This window comes from Roseateles sp. T103, from assembly GCF_057219915.1.
In genome coordinates this window covers 1,128,941-1,145,601 of the sequence record NZ_JBXVVS010000001.1, presented here as the reverse complement: position 1 = coordinate 1,145,601, position 16,661 = coordinate 1,128,941, and the positions used below count along the sequence as shown (strand labels likewise).

12 protein-coding genes are annotated in these 16,661 nt (G+C 68.9%); 9 read left to right on the top strand and 3 right to left on the bottom strand.

Annotated features, from left to right (window positions below; translation table 11 throughout):
- The first annotated feature begins 33 nt into the window (after window positions 1–33).
- Together kbl and AC2EBS_RS04955 are read left to right on the top strand one after the other, a co-directional pair.
- On the top strand, window positions 34–1,239 hold the full coding sequence (gene kbl, locus AC2EBS_RS04960; RefSeq protein ID WP_484727253.1) for a glycine C-acetyltransferase: 1,206 nt from the start codon (window positions 34–36) through the stop codon (window positions 1,237–1,239).
- A 1-nt stretch (window position 1,240) separates the two neighbouring features.
- Window positions 1,241–2,206 carry an NAD-dependent epimerase/dehydratase family protein gene (locus AC2EBS_RS04955; RefSeq protein WP_484727252.1) on the top strand — a complete coding sequence of 322 codons (966 nt, stop codon included), beginning with the start codon at window positions 1,241–1,243 and terminating at the stop codon, window positions 2,204–2,206.
- Window positions 2,207–2,214: 8 nt separating this feature from the next.
- On the opposite strand, the gene AC2EBS_RS04950 is transcribed toward AC2EBS_RS04955, so the two are convergent.
- The gene (locus AC2EBS_RS04950; protein WP_484727251.1) at window positions 2,215–2,553 is read right to left on the bottom strand and encodes an Mpo1-like protein; all 339 of its coding nucleotides are present in this window, start codon (window positions 2,551–2,553) and stop codon (window positions 2,215–2,217) included.
- A 117-nt stretch (window positions 2,554–2,670) separates the two neighbouring features.
- Between AC2EBS_RS04950 and AC2EBS_RS04945 the strand changes: the two genes are divergently transcribed.
- The gene (locus AC2EBS_RS04945) at window positions 2,671–4,098 is read left to right on the top strand and encodes a hypothetical protein (protein ID WP_484727250.1); all 1,428 of its coding nucleotides are present in this window, start codon (window positions 2,671–2,673) and stop codon (window positions 4,096–4,098) included.
- 15 nt (window positions 4,099–4,113) lie between these two features.
- On the opposite strand, the gene AC2EBS_RS04940 is transcribed toward AC2EBS_RS04945, so the two are convergent.
- Both AC2EBS_RS04940 and AC2EBS_RS04935 read right to left on the bottom strand, forming a co-directional pair.
- Window positions 4,114–4,917, bottom strand: a complete 804-nt coding sequence (locus AC2EBS_RS04940; RefSeq protein WP_484727249.1) for an alpha/beta fold hydrolase — start codon at window positions 4,915–4,917, stop codon at window positions 4,114–4,116.
- 19 nt (window positions 4,918–4,936) lie between these two features.
- Window positions 4,937–6,298 carry an O-acetylhomoserine aminocarboxypropyltransferase gene (locus AC2EBS_RS04935; protein ID WP_484727248.1) on the bottom strand — a complete coding sequence of 454 codons (1,362 nt, stop codon included), beginning with the start codon at window positions 6,296–6,298 and terminating at the stop codon, window positions 4,937–4,939.
- A gap of 97 nt (window positions 6,299–6,395) precedes the next feature.
- On the opposite strand from AC2EBS_RS04935, the gene AC2EBS_RS04930 reads away from it, so the two are divergent.
- The 6 genes from AC2EBS_RS04930 to AC2EBS_RS04905 all read left to right on the top strand — a co-directional run bounded on the left by AC2EBS_RS04930 (window position 6,396) and on the right by AC2EBS_RS04905 (window position 16,655).
- Window positions 6,396–6,863, top strand: coding sequence for a CBS domain-containing protein (locus AC2EBS_RS04930; protein WP_484727247.1), 468 nt, complete (start codon window positions 6,396–6,398; stop codon window positions 6,861–6,863).
- 91 nt (window positions 6,864–6,954) lie between these two features.
- Window positions 6,955–8,055 carry a chorismate synthase gene (gene aroC / locus AC2EBS_RS04925; protein WP_484727246.1) on the top strand — a complete coding sequence of 367 codons (1,101 nt, stop codon included), beginning with the start codon at window positions 6,955–6,957 and terminating at the stop codon, window positions 8,053–8,055.
- Window positions 8,056–8,071: 16 nt separating this feature from the next.
- The gene (locus AC2EBS_RS04920; protein WP_484727245.1) at window positions 8,072–9,274 is read left to right on the top strand and encodes an MFS transporter; all 1,203 of its coding nucleotides are present in this window, start codon (window positions 8,072–8,074) and stop codon (window positions 9,272–9,274) included.
- Window positions 9,275–9,433: 159 nt separating this feature from the next.
- Window positions 9,434–10,594 (top strand): efflux RND transporter periplasmic adaptor subunit, encoded by a 1,161-nt coding sequence (locus tag AC2EBS_RS04915; RefSeq protein ID WP_484727244.1) that lies wholly within the window; start codon window positions 9,434–9,436, stop codon window positions 10,592–10,594.
- 30 nt (window positions 10,595–10,624) lie between these two features.
- Window positions 10,625–13,831 carry an efflux RND transporter permease subunit gene (locus AC2EBS_RS04910; protein ID WP_484727243.1) on the top strand — a complete coding sequence of 1,069 codons (3,207 nt, stop codon included), beginning with the start codon at window positions 10,625–10,627 and terminating at the stop codon, window positions 13,829–13,831.
- Between the two features lie 172 nt (window positions 13,832–14,003).
- A complete protein-coding gene (locus AC2EBS_RS04905; RefSeq protein ID WP_484727242.1) occupies window positions 14,004–16,655 on the top strand; it encodes a PAS domain-containing protein in 2,652 nt (883 codons plus the stop codon).
- Window positions 16,656–16,661 lie beyond the last annotated feature (6 nt).

The window sequence follows — 16,661 nt, the reverse complement described above, 5'->3', positions numbered from 1 at the left end:
TGTTTACTGAATTGTGCACCAGGAGATCCCAGGATGAGCACGGCCGACGATTTCTACGCCCACCTGCGCCAGGAGCTGCAGTCCATCCGCGACGCGGGCCTCTACAAGAGCGAGCGCATCATCACCGGCCCGCAGGGGGCCGTCGTGCACACCAGCGACGGCCGCGAGGTGATCAACCTCTGCGCGAATAACTACCTGGGCCTGTCCGCCCATCCCGCCGTGCTGGCCGCAGCGCATCATGCGCTGGACACGCATGGCTACGGCCTGTCGTCGGTGCGCTTCATCTGCGGCACGCAGGACCTGCACAAGACGCTGGAGCAGCGCCTGGCGCGCTTCCTGGGGACCGAGGACACCATCCTCTACGCCGCGGCTTTCGACGCCAACGGCGGTCTGTTCGAGCCGCTGCTGGGCGAGCAGGACGCGGTGATCAGCGACGAGCTGAACCACGCGTCCATCATCGACGGCATCCGCCTGTGCAAGGCCAAGCGCTACCGCTACAAGCACAACGACATGGCCGACCTGGAGCGCTGCCTGCGCGAGGCCGAGGCCGATGGCGCGCGCTTCAAGCTGGTCTTCAGCGACGGCGTGTTCTCGATGGACGGCACGATCGCGCAGCTCGACGTCATGCGCACGCTCTGCGACCGGCATGGCGCGCTGTTGGGCATCGACGAGTGCCATGCCAGCGGCTTCCTCGGCAGCACCGGCCGCGGCACGCACGAGTACCGCAGCGTGTTCGGCAAGATCGACATCATCACCGGCACACTGGGCAAGGCGCTGGGCGGCGCCTCGGGCGGCTTCACCAGCGGCCGCAAAGAAGTGATCGAGCTGCTGCGCCAGCGCTCGCGGCCCTATTTGTTCTCCAACACGGTGGCGCCGGCCATCGTCGGCGCGTCGATCGCGGTGCTGGACCTGCTGGAGGGCTCGACTGCGCTGCGCGACAAGCTCGAGGCCAACACGCAGTACTTCCGCACCGCCATCCAGGCCGCCGGCTTCGAGATCAAGCCGGGCACGCACCCGATCGTGCCCATCATGGTCTACGACGCGGTGAAGGCGCAGCAGCTCAGCGCCCGGCTGCTGGAGCTGGGCGTCTACGCGGTGGGCTTCTTCTTCCCGGTGGTGCCCAAGGGCCAGGCGCGCATCCGCGTGCAGGTGTCGGCGGTGCACGAGCGCGAGCATCTGGAGCGCGCAGTCGCGGCCTTCACTCAGGCCGGGCGTGAGCTGGGCCTGATCGGAGCCTGAGATGAGCAGTGGCAGCACCCCGAAGATCCTCATCGTCGGCGCCAACGGCCAGATCGGCAGCGAGCTCGCGCTGGCGCTGGCGCAGCGTCACGGCAATGATGCGGTGATCAGCAGCGACGTCGCGCCGCAGGGGCGGCACGCCCAGCTGCGCCACGAGATGCTGGACATCACCGATGCCGCGGCGCTGGCCGCCGTGGTCAAGCGCCACGGCATCACGCAGATCTACCACCTCGCCGCTGCGCTGTCGGCCACCGGCGAGAAGCATCCGATGTGGGCCTGGGACCTGAACATGAAGGGCCTGCTCAATGTGCTGGAGCTGGCGCGCACCGCCAAGCTCGAGCGCGTGTTCTGGCCCAGCTCGATCGCCGCCTTCGGCCCGCATACGCCGGCGCTGGATACGCCGCAGCACACGGTGATGGACCCGACCACGGTCTATGGCATCTCCAAGCTGGCCGGCGAGGGCTGGTGCCGCTGGTACCACGCCAACCATGGGGTGGACGTGCGCAGCCTGCGCTACCCCGGGCTGATCAGCTGGAAGACGCCGCCCGGCGGCGGCACCACCGACTACGCGGTGGAGATCTTCCATGCGGCGCTGAAGGAAGGCCGCTACCGCTGCTTCCTCGAAGCGGGCCAGGCCCTGCCGATGATGTACATGGACGACGCGCTGCGCGCCACGCTGGAGCTGATGGAGGCGCCGGCCGACGCGATCACGCAGCGCGACTCCTACAACCTGGCCGGCATCAGTTTCACGCCGGCCGAGATCGCCGCCGAGATCCGCAAGCACATCCCCGGCTTCGCGATCGACTACGCGCCAGACTTCCGCCAGGGGATTGCGGCGAGCTGGCCGCAGCGCATCGACGACAGCACAGCGCAGCGCGACTGGGGCTGGCAGGCGCGCTACGGCCTGGCCGAAATGGTGGAGGAGATGCTCACGCAGCTGCGTGGCACGCTGGCGCGCGCCGCCTGAGCCGGCTGTCAGATCTTCACGCGGCCCAGCCAGATGTCGCGATACATCACCCAGTCGCCCATGAAGCTGTACAGCGGGCGTTTGAACGAGGCGGGCTTGTTCTTCTCGAAGCCGAAGTGGCCGATCCAGGCGCAGCCGTAGCCGGCCAGCAGGCCGTAGAGCAGCCAGGCCCAGTCGCCGGTGCGCACCAGCAGGGCCAGGCAGATCAGGGACAGGGTGGAGCCCAGGAAGTGCAGGCGCCGGCACATCAGATTGCTGTGCTCGCCCAGATAGAAGGGGTAGAACTCGGCGAAGCTGTTGATCGCCTTGACGCGGGCTGTGTCGGCGGCGGGCGTGGCCTGTTCCATGGTGGCGGGTCTCCTCGTTGACGTGGGCTGCATTGCATGATGTCTGGGCTGGCCTGTCATCGGTGAATGCCCGGCCAGGGCTCTGGCACACTGCGCTGCGTATCTGCCTGCGCACCCGTGTCCACCTACCTGCTGCCCCCCGTGAACTGGCGCTGGTCCGGCCGCCTCGACGAGCGCCGCAAGCAGCTGGCCGAGTCGCTGCTGCTGGCGGCGCTGTTGCATCTGCTGCTGGTCCTGCTGCTGGGCAATGCGCCCGGTGGCCAGGCGCAGCCCGGTGAAGGTGTGTGGGGCCGATTGAGCGTGCGCCTGGCGCTGGACGAGCCGCAGGCCCGCAGCGGCCCGCCGGTGCCGCCCGCACCCGAAGCCGGGCCGGTGGGCGAGGACAAGAACCGGCGTTACGGCGGTGCGGTACGCGCGCCTGACGATGCCGCGGCGCGGCTGCCCGATCCCGGTGCGGCACGGCAGGGTCGCTGGTCCAGCAACGAGGCGCCGAAGCCGCCAGCCGAGACAGGCGCCGACGGTCGGGGGCGGCAGCCCGAGGCCGAAGCCCCGCCGGCTCCACCGACAGCACCGGTGCCCGAGACCTTGGCCCAGACCTCGCCTGAAGCATCGCCGCCCCCCGCTGCGGCGCTGGCCACGCTGCCGGCGCCGAGCGCATTGCCCCTACCGATGGGGCCGGCGGCGATCGAGCCGCTGCGACGCCACGCGGCCGCCGATCCCGGCCCGGTCCTGGCGCCACTGCCGGTGGCGCCGACCGTGCCGCGCCGCCTCGAGACGAGCGCGCTGCAGGCTGGGCCTGCACGCATTGCCGAAGCGGCTGCGCCAGCAGCACCCCAACTGGCCATGCCCGAGCTGAAAGCCGCGCCGCGGCTGCGCCTGCCCAGCGCCAAACCGGCGGACATCGCGCCGGTCGTCGAACAGGCCATGCCCAGCCTGGCTCCGGCCCCGGCCCTAAGCCTGCCCGAGCCCGCAGCGGTGCGCACACGCGAGGCCTTGCCGGCGCCCGTCACGCTGGAGCGCAATCCGCCTGCCGCGGCGATGAGCAGGATGCAGGCCGCTGATGCGCCGGTGATCGAGCCACTGCCGGTGGCACCGACCGTCCCGCCGCGCACGCTGGCGGCGCCGGCGAATGCCGGCCTGGAGCGCAGCACGGCCGCGGCTGCCGCGCCGCAGACGATTCCGCCGCGCGCTTTCACCGCCGACAGCGCTGCGGCAATGCCTTTGGTGCCGGCGCCTCCGCCGCTGCCCGCGGCGCCCGACGCCGGCGCGCGCACCGGGCACGATGTGGCCACGCCGCCATCGGCGTCGGCCAGCGCGGTGCCGCGGCTCAATCTGTCCCTGCCGCGCGCCGGCGAAGTCTCGGTGCGCACCTCGCGCGGCCTGCTCGAAGTGCTGCCGGTGCCGCCGGAGCGCAAGTCCAAGGTCGGCGAGAGCATCGATGCCGCGGCCCGCACCGATTGCCGCGACGCGCACCGCGACGCCGGCCTGGTGGGCGGCATCGCGGTGGCGGCGGATACGCTGCGCGGCAAGGGCTGCCGCTGGTAAGCGACGGCCTGGCGTTCAGGCCGCCAGCGCCGCGCGCATCGCGCGCAGCACCGGGTCCGGCGCCTCGGCCATCAGCGCATGGCCGGCCGGCACCAGATGCACCTGGGCCTTCAGCGCGGCGGCGATGTCCTTGGTCTGTTTCGGTGAGGTCATCTGGTCGCGGTCGCCGAGGATCAGGTGCGCCGGGCAAGTCACCCGTGCGGCCGCGTCCATGCCGCCGGCATAGGCGTCGCAGACCTTGAAGTCGTGCGCGAACAGATTGGTCTCGGTCTGGCCCGCCTGGATGCGGCGCATCAGCGCGCGGCCGCCGCCGTGCAGCCAGGCGCCCGGCCCCGGATAGGAGGGCTTGGCGGCAATGCCCGAATGCGAGAAAGCGTTGACCATGTCGATGGCCTTCAGCGGCGTCTCGCGGGCGGTGGACAGCAGCGCGTCCGAGACCTTCATCGGATAGGCGGTGCCAACCATCACCAGCGCGCGGGCGCGCTGCGGTGCACGCGAAGCGGCTTCCAGCGCGATCAGCGAGCCCATGCTGTGGCCGACCAGCGCCGCCTGCTTCACACCCGCGGCGTCGAGCAGCTGCAGCACCCAGTCGGCCGCCGCGGCCACGTCGGGCAGCGGCGTGCCGGCGCTGCGGCCGTGGCCGGGCAGGTCCACCGCCAGCACGCCGTGGCCATGGTGGGCGAACCAGCGCGCCAGCAGGGTCCAGACGCTGTGATCGTTGAGCGCGCCGTGCACGAAGACGACGCAGGGCAGGGCGGGGTCGAAGCTCTTGCCGCCGGTGTAGGCATAGGCCGTGCGGCCGTTCACTTGCAGTTCCATGGTGTTTTTCGGCCCCGGCTTACTTGGCAGCGATCTTCAGCGCGCGCTTCAGATCGGCGATCAGGTCATCGGCGTCTTCCAGGCCGATGGACAGGCGGATGGTGCCGGCGCCGATGCCGGCCTGGGCGAGCGCGGCGTCGTCCATGCGGCTGTGCGTGGTCGAGGCGGGGTGGATCACCAACGAGCGCACATCGCCCACATTGGCCAGGTGCGAGAAGATCTGCAGCGCCTCGATGAAGCGGCGGCCCTGCTCGCGCGTGCCCTTCAGGTCGAAGCTGAACACCGCGCCGCAGCCGCGCGGCATCAGCTGCTGCGCCAGCGCATGGCTGGGATGGCTGGCCAGCCCGGGGTAGCCGACGCGCGAGACGAAGTCCTGGCTCTCGAGGAACTCGGCCACCTTCTGCGCATTGGCCACATGGCGCTGCATGCGCAGCGACAGCGTTTCGATGCCCTGCAGCATCAGCCAAGCGGTGTGCGGGCTCATGCAGGCGCCGAAGTCGCGCAGGCCTTCGCGGCGGGCGCGCAGCAGGAAGGCGCCGACGGTGCTTTCCTCGGTGAACACCATGTCATGGAAGCCGGCGTACGGTGCGCACAGCTCGGCGAAGCGGGGCAGCGCGGGCTTGGCGCCGCTTGCGGCGTCAAAGCCCGCCGCGCGCAGCGCTTCAGCGCTGCGTCGGTACGAGGCATCCCAGTCGAAGCTGCCGCCATCGACCAGCACGCCGCCGACCACGGTGCCGTGGCCGCAGAGGAACTTGGTGGCCGAGTGATAGACCAGGTCCGCGCCATGCGCCAGCGGCTGGATCAGCCAGGGCGTGGTCAAGGTCGAGTCCACCAGCAGCGGCACGCCGGCCTCATGGCCGATCTGCGCGATGGACGGGATGTCCAGCACGTCCATCGCCGGGTTGCCGACGGTTTCGCCGAAGAGCAGCTTGGTCTCGGGGCGGATCGCGGCGCGCCAGGCGTCCAGGTCGCCGGGCTTGACGAAGGTGGTGCTGATGCCGAAGCGCGCCAGCGTGTAGTGCAGCAGATTGTGCGAACCGCCATAGAGCGCGCTGGACGCAACGATGTGCGAGCCGGCCCCGGCGATGGTGGCGATGGCCAGGTGCAGCGCGGCCTGGCCGCTGGCGGTGGCGATCGCGCCGACACCGCCTTCCAGTGCGGCCATCCGTTCCTCGAAGACCGCGGTGGTCGGGTTGGACAGGCGCGAATAGACATGGCCTGAGCGCTCCATATTGAAGAGCGAGGCGGCGTGCTCGGAGCTCTCGAACACGAAGGACGTGCTCAGGTGCAGCGGCGTGATCCGCGCGCCAGTCGAGGGGTCGGGGGCGGCGCCGGCGTGCAGCGCCAAGGTGTCGAAGCCGGGGTCGGCAAGTCCTGCCATGGTGTCTCCGTGATATCTCGTCGCGCGATTGTGTGCTATGTTGCCCACAGTCCATTTTTACGCCTTGTCCGGAGCAAGCAAGGGCTAGGAGCATCACATGAAAGTTATCGACATCCTGCGCGTCAAGGGCGGCACCCTCTACACCGTCCATCCCGATCAGCCGCTGGCCGAGGCCATCAAGACCATGGCCGAGTACGACATCGGCTCGCTGGTGGTGATGGAGCATGGCGACCTTGTCGGCATGCTGACCTTCCGCGAGGTCATCGCCGCGGTGGTGAAGAACGGCGGTGCCGTCGGCTCGCTGCTGGTGCGCACGGTGATGGACGACCATCCGCTGACCTGCACGCCCGAGACCGATATGGACGAGGTGCGCCGCATGATGCTGGGCCGCCACGCGCGCTACATGCCGGTGATGGGCGGCCGCACGCTCAACGGCGTGATCTCCTTCTACGACGTGGCCAAGGCCGTGGTCGATGCGCAGGACTTCGAGAACCGCATGCTCAAGGCCTATATCCGCGACTGGCCGGTCGAGGAGGGCGAGAAGGAGCCCGAGTCCAAGCTCTAAGACGGCGGGGCTCTCGCACAAGGGCGGCCTGCGGGCCGCCTTTGCATTGGTGGCCTCGTAGAATGGCGGCCTCGTTCACCCCGGTTTCCCCATGTCAGGCAGCACTTTCGGCGATCTGTTCCGCGTCACCAATTTCGGCGAGAGCCATGGCCCGGCGATCGGCTGCGTGATCGACGGCTGCCCGCCGGGGATGGAACTCTCCGAAGCCGACATCCAGCCCGAGCTGGACCGTCGCCGCCCCGGCACCAGCCGCCATGTGACGCAGCGCAACGAGCCCGATGCGGTGGAGATCCTCTCCGGCGTCTATGAGGGCAAGACCACCGGCACGCCGATCTGCCTGCTGATCCGCAACACCGACCAGCGCAGCAAGGACTACGGCAACATCCTCGACACCTTCCGCCCCGGCCATGCCGACTACGCTTACTGGCGCAAGTACGGCATCCGCGATCCGCGCGGCGGCGGGCGCAGCTCGGCACGGCTGACCGCGCCGACGGTGGCCGCCGGCGCGGTGGCGCGCAAGTGGCTGAAGGCCGCCTACGGCACCGAGTTCCGCGGCTGCATGACCCAGCTCGGCGAACTCGAGATCCCGTTCGAGGGTTGGGAACATGTGCCGAACAATCCCTTCTTCGCCGCCAACGCCAGCAAGATCGCCGAGTTGGAAGCCTATATGGACCAGCTGCGCCGCGACGGCGACTCGGTCGGTGCACGGCTGATGGTGCAGGCCAGCGGCGTGCCCGCCGGCCTGGGCGAGCCGCTCTATGACCGGCTGGATGCCGACATCGCCTATGCGCTGATGGGCATCAACGCGGTCAAGGGCGTCGAGATCGGCGACGGCTTCGGCGTGGTCGCGCAGCGCGGCAGCTACCACGGCGACGAGCTGACGCCCGAGGGCTTTGCCAGCAACCATGCCGGCGGTGTGCTCGGTGGCATCTCCAGCGGCCAGGACATCGTTGCCAGCATCGCGATCAAGCCGACCAGTTCGATCCGCAGCCCTAAGGCCTCGGTGGACCGCCAGCTGCAGCCGACCACGGTGGAGACCTTCGGCCGCCACGACCCCTGCGTCGGTATCCGCGCCACGCCGATCGCCGAGGCGCTGCTGGCGCTGGTGCTGATGGACCATGCGCTGCGCCAGCGCGCGCAGTGCGGCGACGTGCAGCTGCCGGTGCCGCCTATCCCTGCGGCGCGTCCTTGAGCGCGGCCTCTCGTCGATGAATGCCGCGAGCGCCGCGCCAGCCGCCGAGCGCACGCTGGCGGCCAGCGCGGTGCTGTCCTGCGCCTATTTCGTCTCCATCGGACTGATCAGCCCCTATGCGCCGCTCTGGTACAAGGAGCTGGGCCTTTCGGTGTTTGCCTTGGGCGTGCTGGCCTCGATTCCGAGCTGGACGCGGCTGTTTGCGCCATATGCCTGGGGGCTGATGGCCGATCGCAGCGGACGGCGCGTCGAGCTGATCCGCCTGGGTGCGCTGGCCTGCCTGATCAGCGGCTGCGGATTCCTGCTGCCGCCCAGTTTCGCGTTGCTTGCCGGCGTGGCCTTCCTGATGTTCAGCTTCAACGCTGCCATCGTGCCGCTCACCGAGACGGTGGTGGCCGCCCAGCTGGCGCAGAGCGGCGGCGGCATGGATGCGCGGCGTTATGGCCGCGTGCGTGTCTGGGGTTCGATCGGCTTTCTTGCCGCCGTGCTGGTCGGCGGCTGGTGGTTCGAACACTTCGGCATGCGCCACTTCGTGCCGCTGATGCTGGGGGCGCTGGTCCTGCTGGTGCTGGCCGCCTGGCGGCTGCCGGTGCTGCCCGCTGCCGCGCATGAACACGCCGAGCCGGCGCCGCCGGTGCTGCAGGTGCTGGCACGGCCCGAGGTGCGCTGGTTCTTCGCGGGACTGTTCCTTACCGTGCTGGCGCATTCGGCGCTGTATGCCTTCTTCAGCCTGTACCTGGACAGCATGGGACATGCCAAACGGGTGGTGGGCATGCTGTGGGCGGTGTCGGTGCTGGTGGAGATCGCCTGGTTCTGGCTGCAGGGGCGGGCACTGGAGCGCGGCAGCCTGCACCAGTGGCTGACGGTGGCCGCCTTGATCAGCAGCGGCCGCTTTGCCATGACCGCTGCCTTCGGCGACAACGTCTGGCTGCTGGTGCTGGCGCAATGCAGCCATGCCCTAACATTTGCGGCGCAACACACCGCCTGCATCGCGCTGGTGACCCGCTACTTCCCCGGCCGGCTGCGCGGCCGCGGCCAGGCGCTGTATTCGGTGCTCGGCTATGGCTGTTCGGGTGTGCTGGGTGCCCTGGGCGGCGCCTGGCTGGCCGAGCACTGGGGCTATGCGTCGGTCTACTGGGCCGCTGCCGTGGCCGCCTTGGCCGGTGCCTGGTGCTGCCGGCGCAGCGGCCAGTTCGACGGCCTGCGCACAGCGGCCTGAGCGGTCGGCGCCGAGCTGGCGCGCAACGGCCCGGTCTGTGGCCAGCGCAGGCTGTCACGAGCTTTCTGCAGTTCGTCGCAGGGGGGGCTTGAAGCCACAGGGCCACTCCTACACTGCGCCCCGTTTCGACATCAGGTCGGCAAGAACAGGGGAGTGGACATGCGCAAGCAATGGCTGTTTGGTGGTGTGGCGGTGCTGCTGGTGGGCGCTGGCGCCGCCGTGGCAATGCTGTCGGGCAGGACCGAGGCTGCGAAGACGACCGACAAGGGCGGCAAGGAGCCGGTGCTGGAATTCGTGGCCGGCGAGGTGCTCAAGCCGCTGCGTGTCAGCATGCCGGAGCAAATCGAGTTCTCCGGCCCGCTGGTTGCGCCGGGTACCGTGGTCGTGCGCGCCAAGGCGCCGGGCACGCTGCTGAGCCTGGCGGTGGCCGAGGGCAGCCGCGTGCGCGCCGGCCAGGTGCTGGGCCAGATCGATCTGGAGGAACTGCGCCACCGCGTTGCCGAGCGCAATGCCAGCGTCGCGTCGGCGCGCGCGCAGCTCGAGCAGGCCGAGCGCCAGCACAAGGCCAACCAGGGGCTGGCCGACCAGAAGTTCATCGCGCCGACCGCGCTGGAAACCTCGCGCGCCGCGCTGGAGGCCGCGCGTGCGCAGCTGGCCGTCGCACAGGCGCAGTTCGACAGCAGCCAGGTGACGCTGCGCCAGGCGGCGCTGATCGCACCGATCAACGGCGTGGTGGCCAAGCGCCATGCCCTGCCGGGCGAGAAGCTCGCTGCCGAGCAGCAGCTGCTGTCCATCGTCGACCTCGCCAAGCTGGAACTGGCTGGCCTGGTCGGAACGCATGAGGTCAGCCGTCTCAAGCCCGGCATGCCGGTGCAGGTGCGCATCGAAGGCGTGGACCGCGCGGTGCAGGCGCGCATCGCGCGCATCGCGCCGGCGGCCGAGCCCGGCACGCGCTCGATCGGCGTGACGCTGGAGCTGGACAACCCGAAGGAGGAGTTCCGTGCCGGCCAGTATGCGGTGGCCCGCGTCGAGCTGCCCGACGAGGCCGAGCGCATGGCGCTGCCGCTGGCGGCGGTAATCGGCAGCGCGGGCCAGGAGCAGGTCTGGATCATCGAGAACGGCGCGCTGGTGCGCCGGGCTGTGACCACCGGTCGCCGCGACCAGCGCGAGGGCCGGGTCGAGGTGCTGAAGGGCCTGACGCCCGAAGCCCAGGTGCTGGCGGCGCGTTTCGACAATCTGCGCGAAGGCGCCAAGGCCACCATCGTGGCCGAGCGTGCCCAGGTCGCGAGTGCGGCGGCAAGCACGCCGGCACAGCGCTGAACGAGAAGAAGAACAACAGGGAGCGACAACATGTGGATGACCCGTGTCTCGATCCAGAACCCGGTCTTCGCGACCATGGTGATGGTGGCCTTGTGCGTGCTGGGCCTGTTCTCGTACGCCAAGCTGGGTGTCGAACAGATGCCCGACATCTCGCTGCCCGGCGCTTTCATTGATGTGCGCTATCCCGGCGCCTCGCCCGAGGCGGTGGAGCGCGAGATCGCCAAGCCCATGGAGGAGGCGCTCAACACCATCGCCGGCGTCGATCGCATCCAGTCGCGCAGCTTCGAAGGCCGCGTGCAGATGAGCGTTGAGTTCACGCTCAACACCGACATGGGCCGCGCGATGCAGGACCTGCGCGACCGCATCGCGATGGTCCAGGCAGCGCTGCCCAAGGACGCCAAGGCGCCGAACATCTCGCGCTTCCAGGCCGACAACGCGCAGCCGGTGGTCGTCGCCGCGCTGATGAGCAAGACGCGGCCGCCGCGCGAGCTGTCGATGTTGGGCGAGCACACCATCGCCAAACGTCTCGGCCGTGTCGAGGGCGTGGCCAAGGTGGATGTGGGCGGCCTGGTGGCGCGCGAGGTGCGCATCGACCTGGACCCGCTGCGCCTGCGCGCTTATGGCATCACGCCGGCGGAGATTGCCAAGGCCGTGGCGGCGGCTAATGCCGACCAGCCGGTGGGCTTGCTGTCCGACCACAGCTCCGACGCCATCCTGCGCGTCGAGGGGCGCGTCAAGGACCCCAAGGACTTTGCCAAGCTGGTCGTCGCGCGTCGCGGCGATCTGGTGCTGACGCTGGGCGACCTCGGCCAGCTGGTCGAGCGCGAGCGCGAGGCCGACAACATCGCGCGCATCAACGGCGCGCCGGCAGTGACCTTCAATGTCTTCAAGCAGCAGGACGCCAACATCGTCAAGACCGGCGACGCGGTGAAGGAGGCGCTGGACGAGTTGCGCAAGACCTTGCCCAAGGACGTCGAGCTGAACCTGATCTACGCCAGCAGCGACTTCGTCAAGGGTTCGCTGGACGGGCTGCGCCACACGCTGATCGAGGGCGCCTTGCTGACCGTGGCCATCGTCTTCCTGTTCCTGCACAGCTGGCGCTCGACCATCATCACCGGGCTGACGCTGCCGATCGCGGTGATCTCCAGCTTCATCGCCGTACATGCCTTCGGCTTCACGCTGAACTTCATGACCATGATGGCGCTGTCGCTGTGCATAGGCCTGCTGATCGATGACGCCATCGTCGTGCGCGAGAACATCGTGCGCCATGTGCACATGGGCAAGGACCATCATCGCGCCGCCTTCGACGGCACCAACGAGATCGGCCTGGCGGTGATGGCCACCACCTTCGCGATCTGCGCGGTGTTCGTGCCGGTGGCTTTCATGGGCGGCATCATCGGCAAGTTCTTCTATCCCTTCGGCATCACCGTCGCGGTAGCCGTGCTGGTGAGCCTGTTCGTCAGCTTCACGCTGGACCCGATGCTCTCCAGCGTCTGGAAGGATCCGCCCAGCACGCGCCTGGCTCGGCTGCCGGTGCTGGGCCACCTGATGCGCGGTACCGACCGCGTGATGGACTGGATGCACGGCGCCTACGAGCGGCTGATCCGCTGGGCCTTCTCGGCGCGCCGCTACCGGGTCTTCGTGCCGCCCATCCCGCTGTATGCCCGCGGCTTCGATGCGCAGGGCCGGCGGCTGAAGACCGGTCCACGTGGACTGCAACTGGCGACGATCACGCCGCGCGGCCTGGTGCTGGCCGTCGGTGCGGGCAGCTTCGTCGTCGCGCTGGGGCTGGCGCCGCTGGTGGGCAGCGAGTTCGTGCCGCAGACCGACCAGGGTTTCACGCAGCTGAGCCTGCGCATGCCGGTGGCGACCAGCCTGCAGCGCGGCGATGCCAAGGTGCGCCAGGTGGAGGAGATCCTCGCGCGCTACAAGGAGATCAAGACCGTCTCCACCGTCGTGGGCAGCACCGGCGAAGGCATGGCCACCGGCCGCAATCAGGCGGTGATGAACATCTCGCTGGTCGATCGCAGTGAGCGCCAGCGCAGCCAGAAGCAGATCGAGGATGCGATCCGCGCTGACCTGGCGAAGATCCCTGGCATCGAATTGAGCGTCGGTTTCGACAAGCCAGTGTGGATCACGCTGCTGGGCAGCGATGCCGACGCGCTGACCCAGGCTGCGCGCGACCTGGTCGAGCAGATCAAGAAGGTGCCTGGTGCGGTGGATGTGGACACCACGGTCAAGCCGGGCCTGCCGGCCTATGCGGTGCGGCTGAAGGATTCGGCGATTCGTGAGCTGGGCCTGTCGGCACCGCAGATCGCGTCCTCGCTGCGCGCCTATGTCAACGGCGAGGTGGCGACCTACTGGACCGCGCCCGACGGCAACCAGGTCGAGGTGCTGCTGCGCCTGCCGCGCGAGCAGCGCGAGCGCGTCGAGCAGATGGCCAAGCTGCCGGTGGCCTTCGCCAAGGACGGCTCGCCGATCGCGCTGGACCAGGTGGCGACCATCGAGCAGGTGTTCAACCCCGAGGTGATCCGCCGCCAGAATCTGCAGCGTCGCGAGGCGGTGTTCGCTGGCGTGCAGGGTCGCACCTCCGGCGAGGTCAATGCCGAGGTGCAGAAGCTGATCAAGAACACCCAGCTGCCGCCGGGCGTGTCCTTCATGGTGGACGGCGCCGGCAAGCAGCAGGCCGAGGCCTTTGCCGGCCTGCTCGGCGCGATGGGCCTGGCGGTGATCTTCATCTACATCGTGCTGGCCAGCCAGTTCGGCAGCTTCCTGCAGCCGATCGCGATCATGGCCTCGCTGCCGCTGTCGCTGATCGGCGTGATGCTGGCGCTGCTGCTGTGGCGCTCGACGCTGAACGTGTTCTCGATGATCGGCCTGGTGATGCTGATGGGCTTGGTGACCAAGAACGCGATCCTGCTGGTGGACTTCGCCAACCAGGCGCGCAAGGCCGGCGCCAGCGTGCCCGAGGCGCTGCTGCAGGCCGGGCTGATCCGCATGCGCCCGATCATGATGACCACCGCGGCGATGGTGTTCGGCATGCTGCCTATGGCCATCGCGCTGAACCAGGGCGGCGAGATCCAGGCGCCGATGGGCCGCGCCATCATTGGCGGCGTGATCACGTCGACGCTGCTGACGCTGGTCGTCGTGCCGGTGCTCTACAGCTATCTGGTCGGCCGCGAGCGCCGGCCGGCGCCGCATGCGCTGGCTGACGCCGTTCCGGCGGCGGGCGACTGAAGCCGCGAGACATAGTTCCTCCGCTGGCCGCACGGCCAGCTGCGCCTACGGCTTACCGACAGGCAGAATCGGGGCGTCGGCCGTGGGCCGAGGAGCTATGGATGAACCAAGGCCAGGACCCTCGTGAAGTGAGTTGCTGCCAGGCGCATGGTGACGCCGAGGTGGGCGAGGCATGACCTTGCGCGGCGCTGGCGACGAGCAGGCCGGAACGCCGGCCATGAAGGAGGCGATTGCCGGCGAACACAGCCGGCTGCTCTATGGCAGCCTGCCCTCGGTGCTGCCGATCAACCTGCTGCTTGCGGCACTTGTGGCGGCCACGATGCACCAGGTCATCGGCTTGCTGCCGACCCTGGTTTGGCTCACGGTGATGCTGACGGTGCAGGTTTGGCGCTTGCGCATGCTCAGGCTGCAGCGCGCCGCTGCTGGCAAGCCCGGGCAGGCGCAACCGCTGAGCTGGCTGCGGCGCTTCCGCATCGGCGCCTTTGCGTCGGGCTTCGCCTGGGGGCTGGGCGGCGTGCTGCTGTTCCCGTCGCAGGACACGGTGCACCAGATGTTCCTCGCGATGACGATGGCGGCCATCTGCGTGGGTGGTTTCAGCTCGATGGCCAGCGAGCGCGTCTCGCTGATGGCTTTCATCCTACCGGTGCTGCTGCCCTTCGGTGCGCGGCTGCTGATGCACGGCGGGAACCTGCAAGTGGTCATTGCCACGATGGGGCTGCTCTTCGTCGTCTATCTGATCGTCAGCGGCCGACGGCTGCAGGCCCAGCTGGAGGACAACGTGCAGCTGCGGCTGCAGGCCGTCGAGCGCGAGGAGGCGCTGCTGGACGAGCAGCGCCTGAACGCGATCATTGCGCGGGTGCAGATCCAGTTCATCCGTGAAGCCGATCGCGGCCAGGCCTTCGACGTGCTGCTCGCCGACCTGCTGGAGCTCACCGACAGTGAATACGGCTTCATTGCCGAGGTGCGTCGCGACGCGGGCGGCCAGCCCTTCATGAAGACTCGCTCCTTGACCAACATCGCCTGGGACGAGCAGACGCGACGGCTCTACGAGGCTGGCCTGGAACAGGGCATGACCTTCACGCGCCTGGACACGCTGTTCGGCGCGGCACTGGTGACGGGCGAGCCGGTGATCTCGAACCATCCGGCCAGTGATCCGCGCCGCGGCGGACTGCCGGCGGGGCACCCTCCGCTGAAGGCCTTTTTGGGTCTGCCGATCCGGCATGCCGGCGAGCTGGTGGCGATGATCGGCCTGGCCAACCGCCGTGGCGGCTATGACAACGAGCTGCTGGACTTTCTGCATCCGCTGCTGGTGACCTTGGGCCAGCTCTTCGAGGTGGAGAAGGTCGAGGCGATGTACCGGCGCCATCAACTGGAACTGGCGCGGCTGTCGCGCGTGGCCAGTCAGACCACCAACGGCGTGGTGATCACCGATGCTCAGGGCCGCATCGAATGGATCAACGAGGGCTTCACGCGCATTTCCGGCTACACGCTGGGCGAGGTGAGGGGACGCAGGCCGGGTGAGGTCCTGCAGGGGCCCGGTACCGATCAGGCGGTGATCCTGCGCATGCGCGAGGCGCTGGCGCAGCAGCAGCCCTTCGAGGCCGAGCTGCTCAACTACAGCAAGGACGGTCAGCCTTACTGGATACAGATCAGCTGCAACGCCTTGCGCGATGCAGCGGGCACGGTGCAGGGCTTCATGGCGATCGAGCAGGACATCACACTGCGCAAGGCGGACGCCGAGCGGCTGCGCGAGACCACCCAGCTGCTCGACAGCATCGTCGAGAACGTGCCGAACATGGTGTTCCTGAAGCGGGCATCGGATCTGAGCTATGTGTTCGTCAATCGCGCCGGCGAGCGCATGCTGGGCATGGATCGCAACCAGCTGCTGGGGCGCTCGAACCGCGAGCTGCTGCCTGCCGAACAGGCCGACTACTTCGATGCTCGCGACCGCGAGGCGCTGCAGAGCACGGCATTGGTCGACATTGCCGAAGAGCAGGTCGAGGTTGCCGGGCAGCTGCGTATCATCCATTCGCAGAAGCTGACGTTGCGCGATGCACAGGGGCGGGCGCAGTACCTGCTGGGCATCATCGAGGACATCACCGAACGCCAGCGCGTCGAGCGCATGAAGAACGAGTTCGTCTCCACCGTCAGTCACGAACTGCGCACGCCACTGACGGTGATTGCCGGTGCACTGGGGCTGCTGGCCGAGGGCGTGCTGGAGCGCAAGCCGCAACGCGCCCGCGAGATGATCGAAGCGGCCCATGCCAACAGCCTGCGCCTGACCACGCTGATCAACGACCTGCTCGACATGGAGAAACTCGCTGCCGGCAAGATGCAGTTCTCCATTCAGCGCGAGGACCTGGCGCTGCTCGTGCGGCAGGCGATTGCCGAGAACCAAGGCTATGCGGAGCAGCATGGTGCCCATATCCGCCTCTCCGAAGGCGGTGAGCTGAGCGTGCCGGTGAACGTGGACGCCCAACGCCTGCTGCAGGCGCTGGCGAATCTGCTGTCCAACGCAGCGAAGTTCTCACCTCCGGGGGGCGAGGTCGAGGTGCGGTTGCTCCGGCTGCCCGGCGATGCGGCCCAGGTCGAGGTGCGCGATCAGGGACCGGGCATACCGGCGGCCTTTCGCGAGCGCATCTTCGAGAAGTTCGCGCAGGCCGACGCCACCAATACCCGTGCCAAGGGCGGCACCGGCCTGGGGCTGGCGATCACCCGCGATCTGGTCGAGGGCATGGGCGGCACGATTGGCTTCGAGTCGGAAGAAGGGCGAGGCACCAGCTTCCATCTGCGCTTCCCGCTGGCCGAAACAGTCGACGCCTGAGACCGT

Excerpts from the sequence above, each read along its gene's own strand:
- AC2EBS_RS04905 (WP_484727242.1), top strand. The coding sequence starts at position 14,004 with ATGACCTTGCGCGGCGCTGGCGACGAGCAGGCCGGAACGCCGGCCATG.
- AC2EBS_RS04910 (WP_484727243.1), top strand. The coding sequence starts at position 10,625 with ATGTGGATGACCCGTGTCTCGATCCAGAACCCGGTCTTCGCGACCATG.
- AC2EBS_RS04940 (WP_484727249.1), bottom strand. The coding sequence starts at position 4,917 with ATGGAACTGCAAGTGAACGGCCGCACGGCCTATGCCTACACCGGCGGC.
- aroC (WP_484727246.1), top strand. The coding sequence starts at position 6,955 with ATGTCAGGCAGCACTTTCGGCGATCTGTTCCGCGTCACCAATTTCGGC.
- AC2EBS_RS04935 (WP_484727248.1), bottom strand. The coding sequence starts at position 6,298 with ATGGCAGGACTTGCCGACCCCGGCTTCGACACCTTGGCGCTGCACGCC.
- kbl (WP_484727253.1), top strand. The coding sequence starts at position 34 with ATGAGCACGGCCGACGATTTCTACGCCCACCTGCGCCAGGAGCTGCAG.
- AC2EBS_RS04950 (WP_484727251.1), bottom strand. The coding sequence starts at position 2,553 with ATGGAACAGGCCACGCCCGCCGCCGACACAGCCCGCGTCAAGGCGATC.
- AC2EBS_RS04920 (WP_484727245.1), top strand. The coding sequence starts at position 8,072 with ATGAATGCCGCGAGCGCCGCGCCAGCCGCCGAGCGCACGCTGGCGGCC.
- AC2EBS_RS04930 (WP_484727247.1), top strand. The coding sequence starts at position 6,396 with ATGAAAGTTATCGACATCCTGCGCGTCAAGGGCGGCACCCTCTACACC.
- AC2EBS_RS04915 (WP_484727244.1), top strand. The coding sequence starts at position 9,434 with ATGCGCAAGCAATGGCTGTTTGGTGGTGTGGCGGTGCTGCTGGTGGGC.
- AC2EBS_RS04955 (WP_484727252.1), top strand. The coding sequence starts at position 1,241 with ATGAGCAGTGGCAGCACCCCGAAGATCCTCATCGTCGGCGCCAACGGC.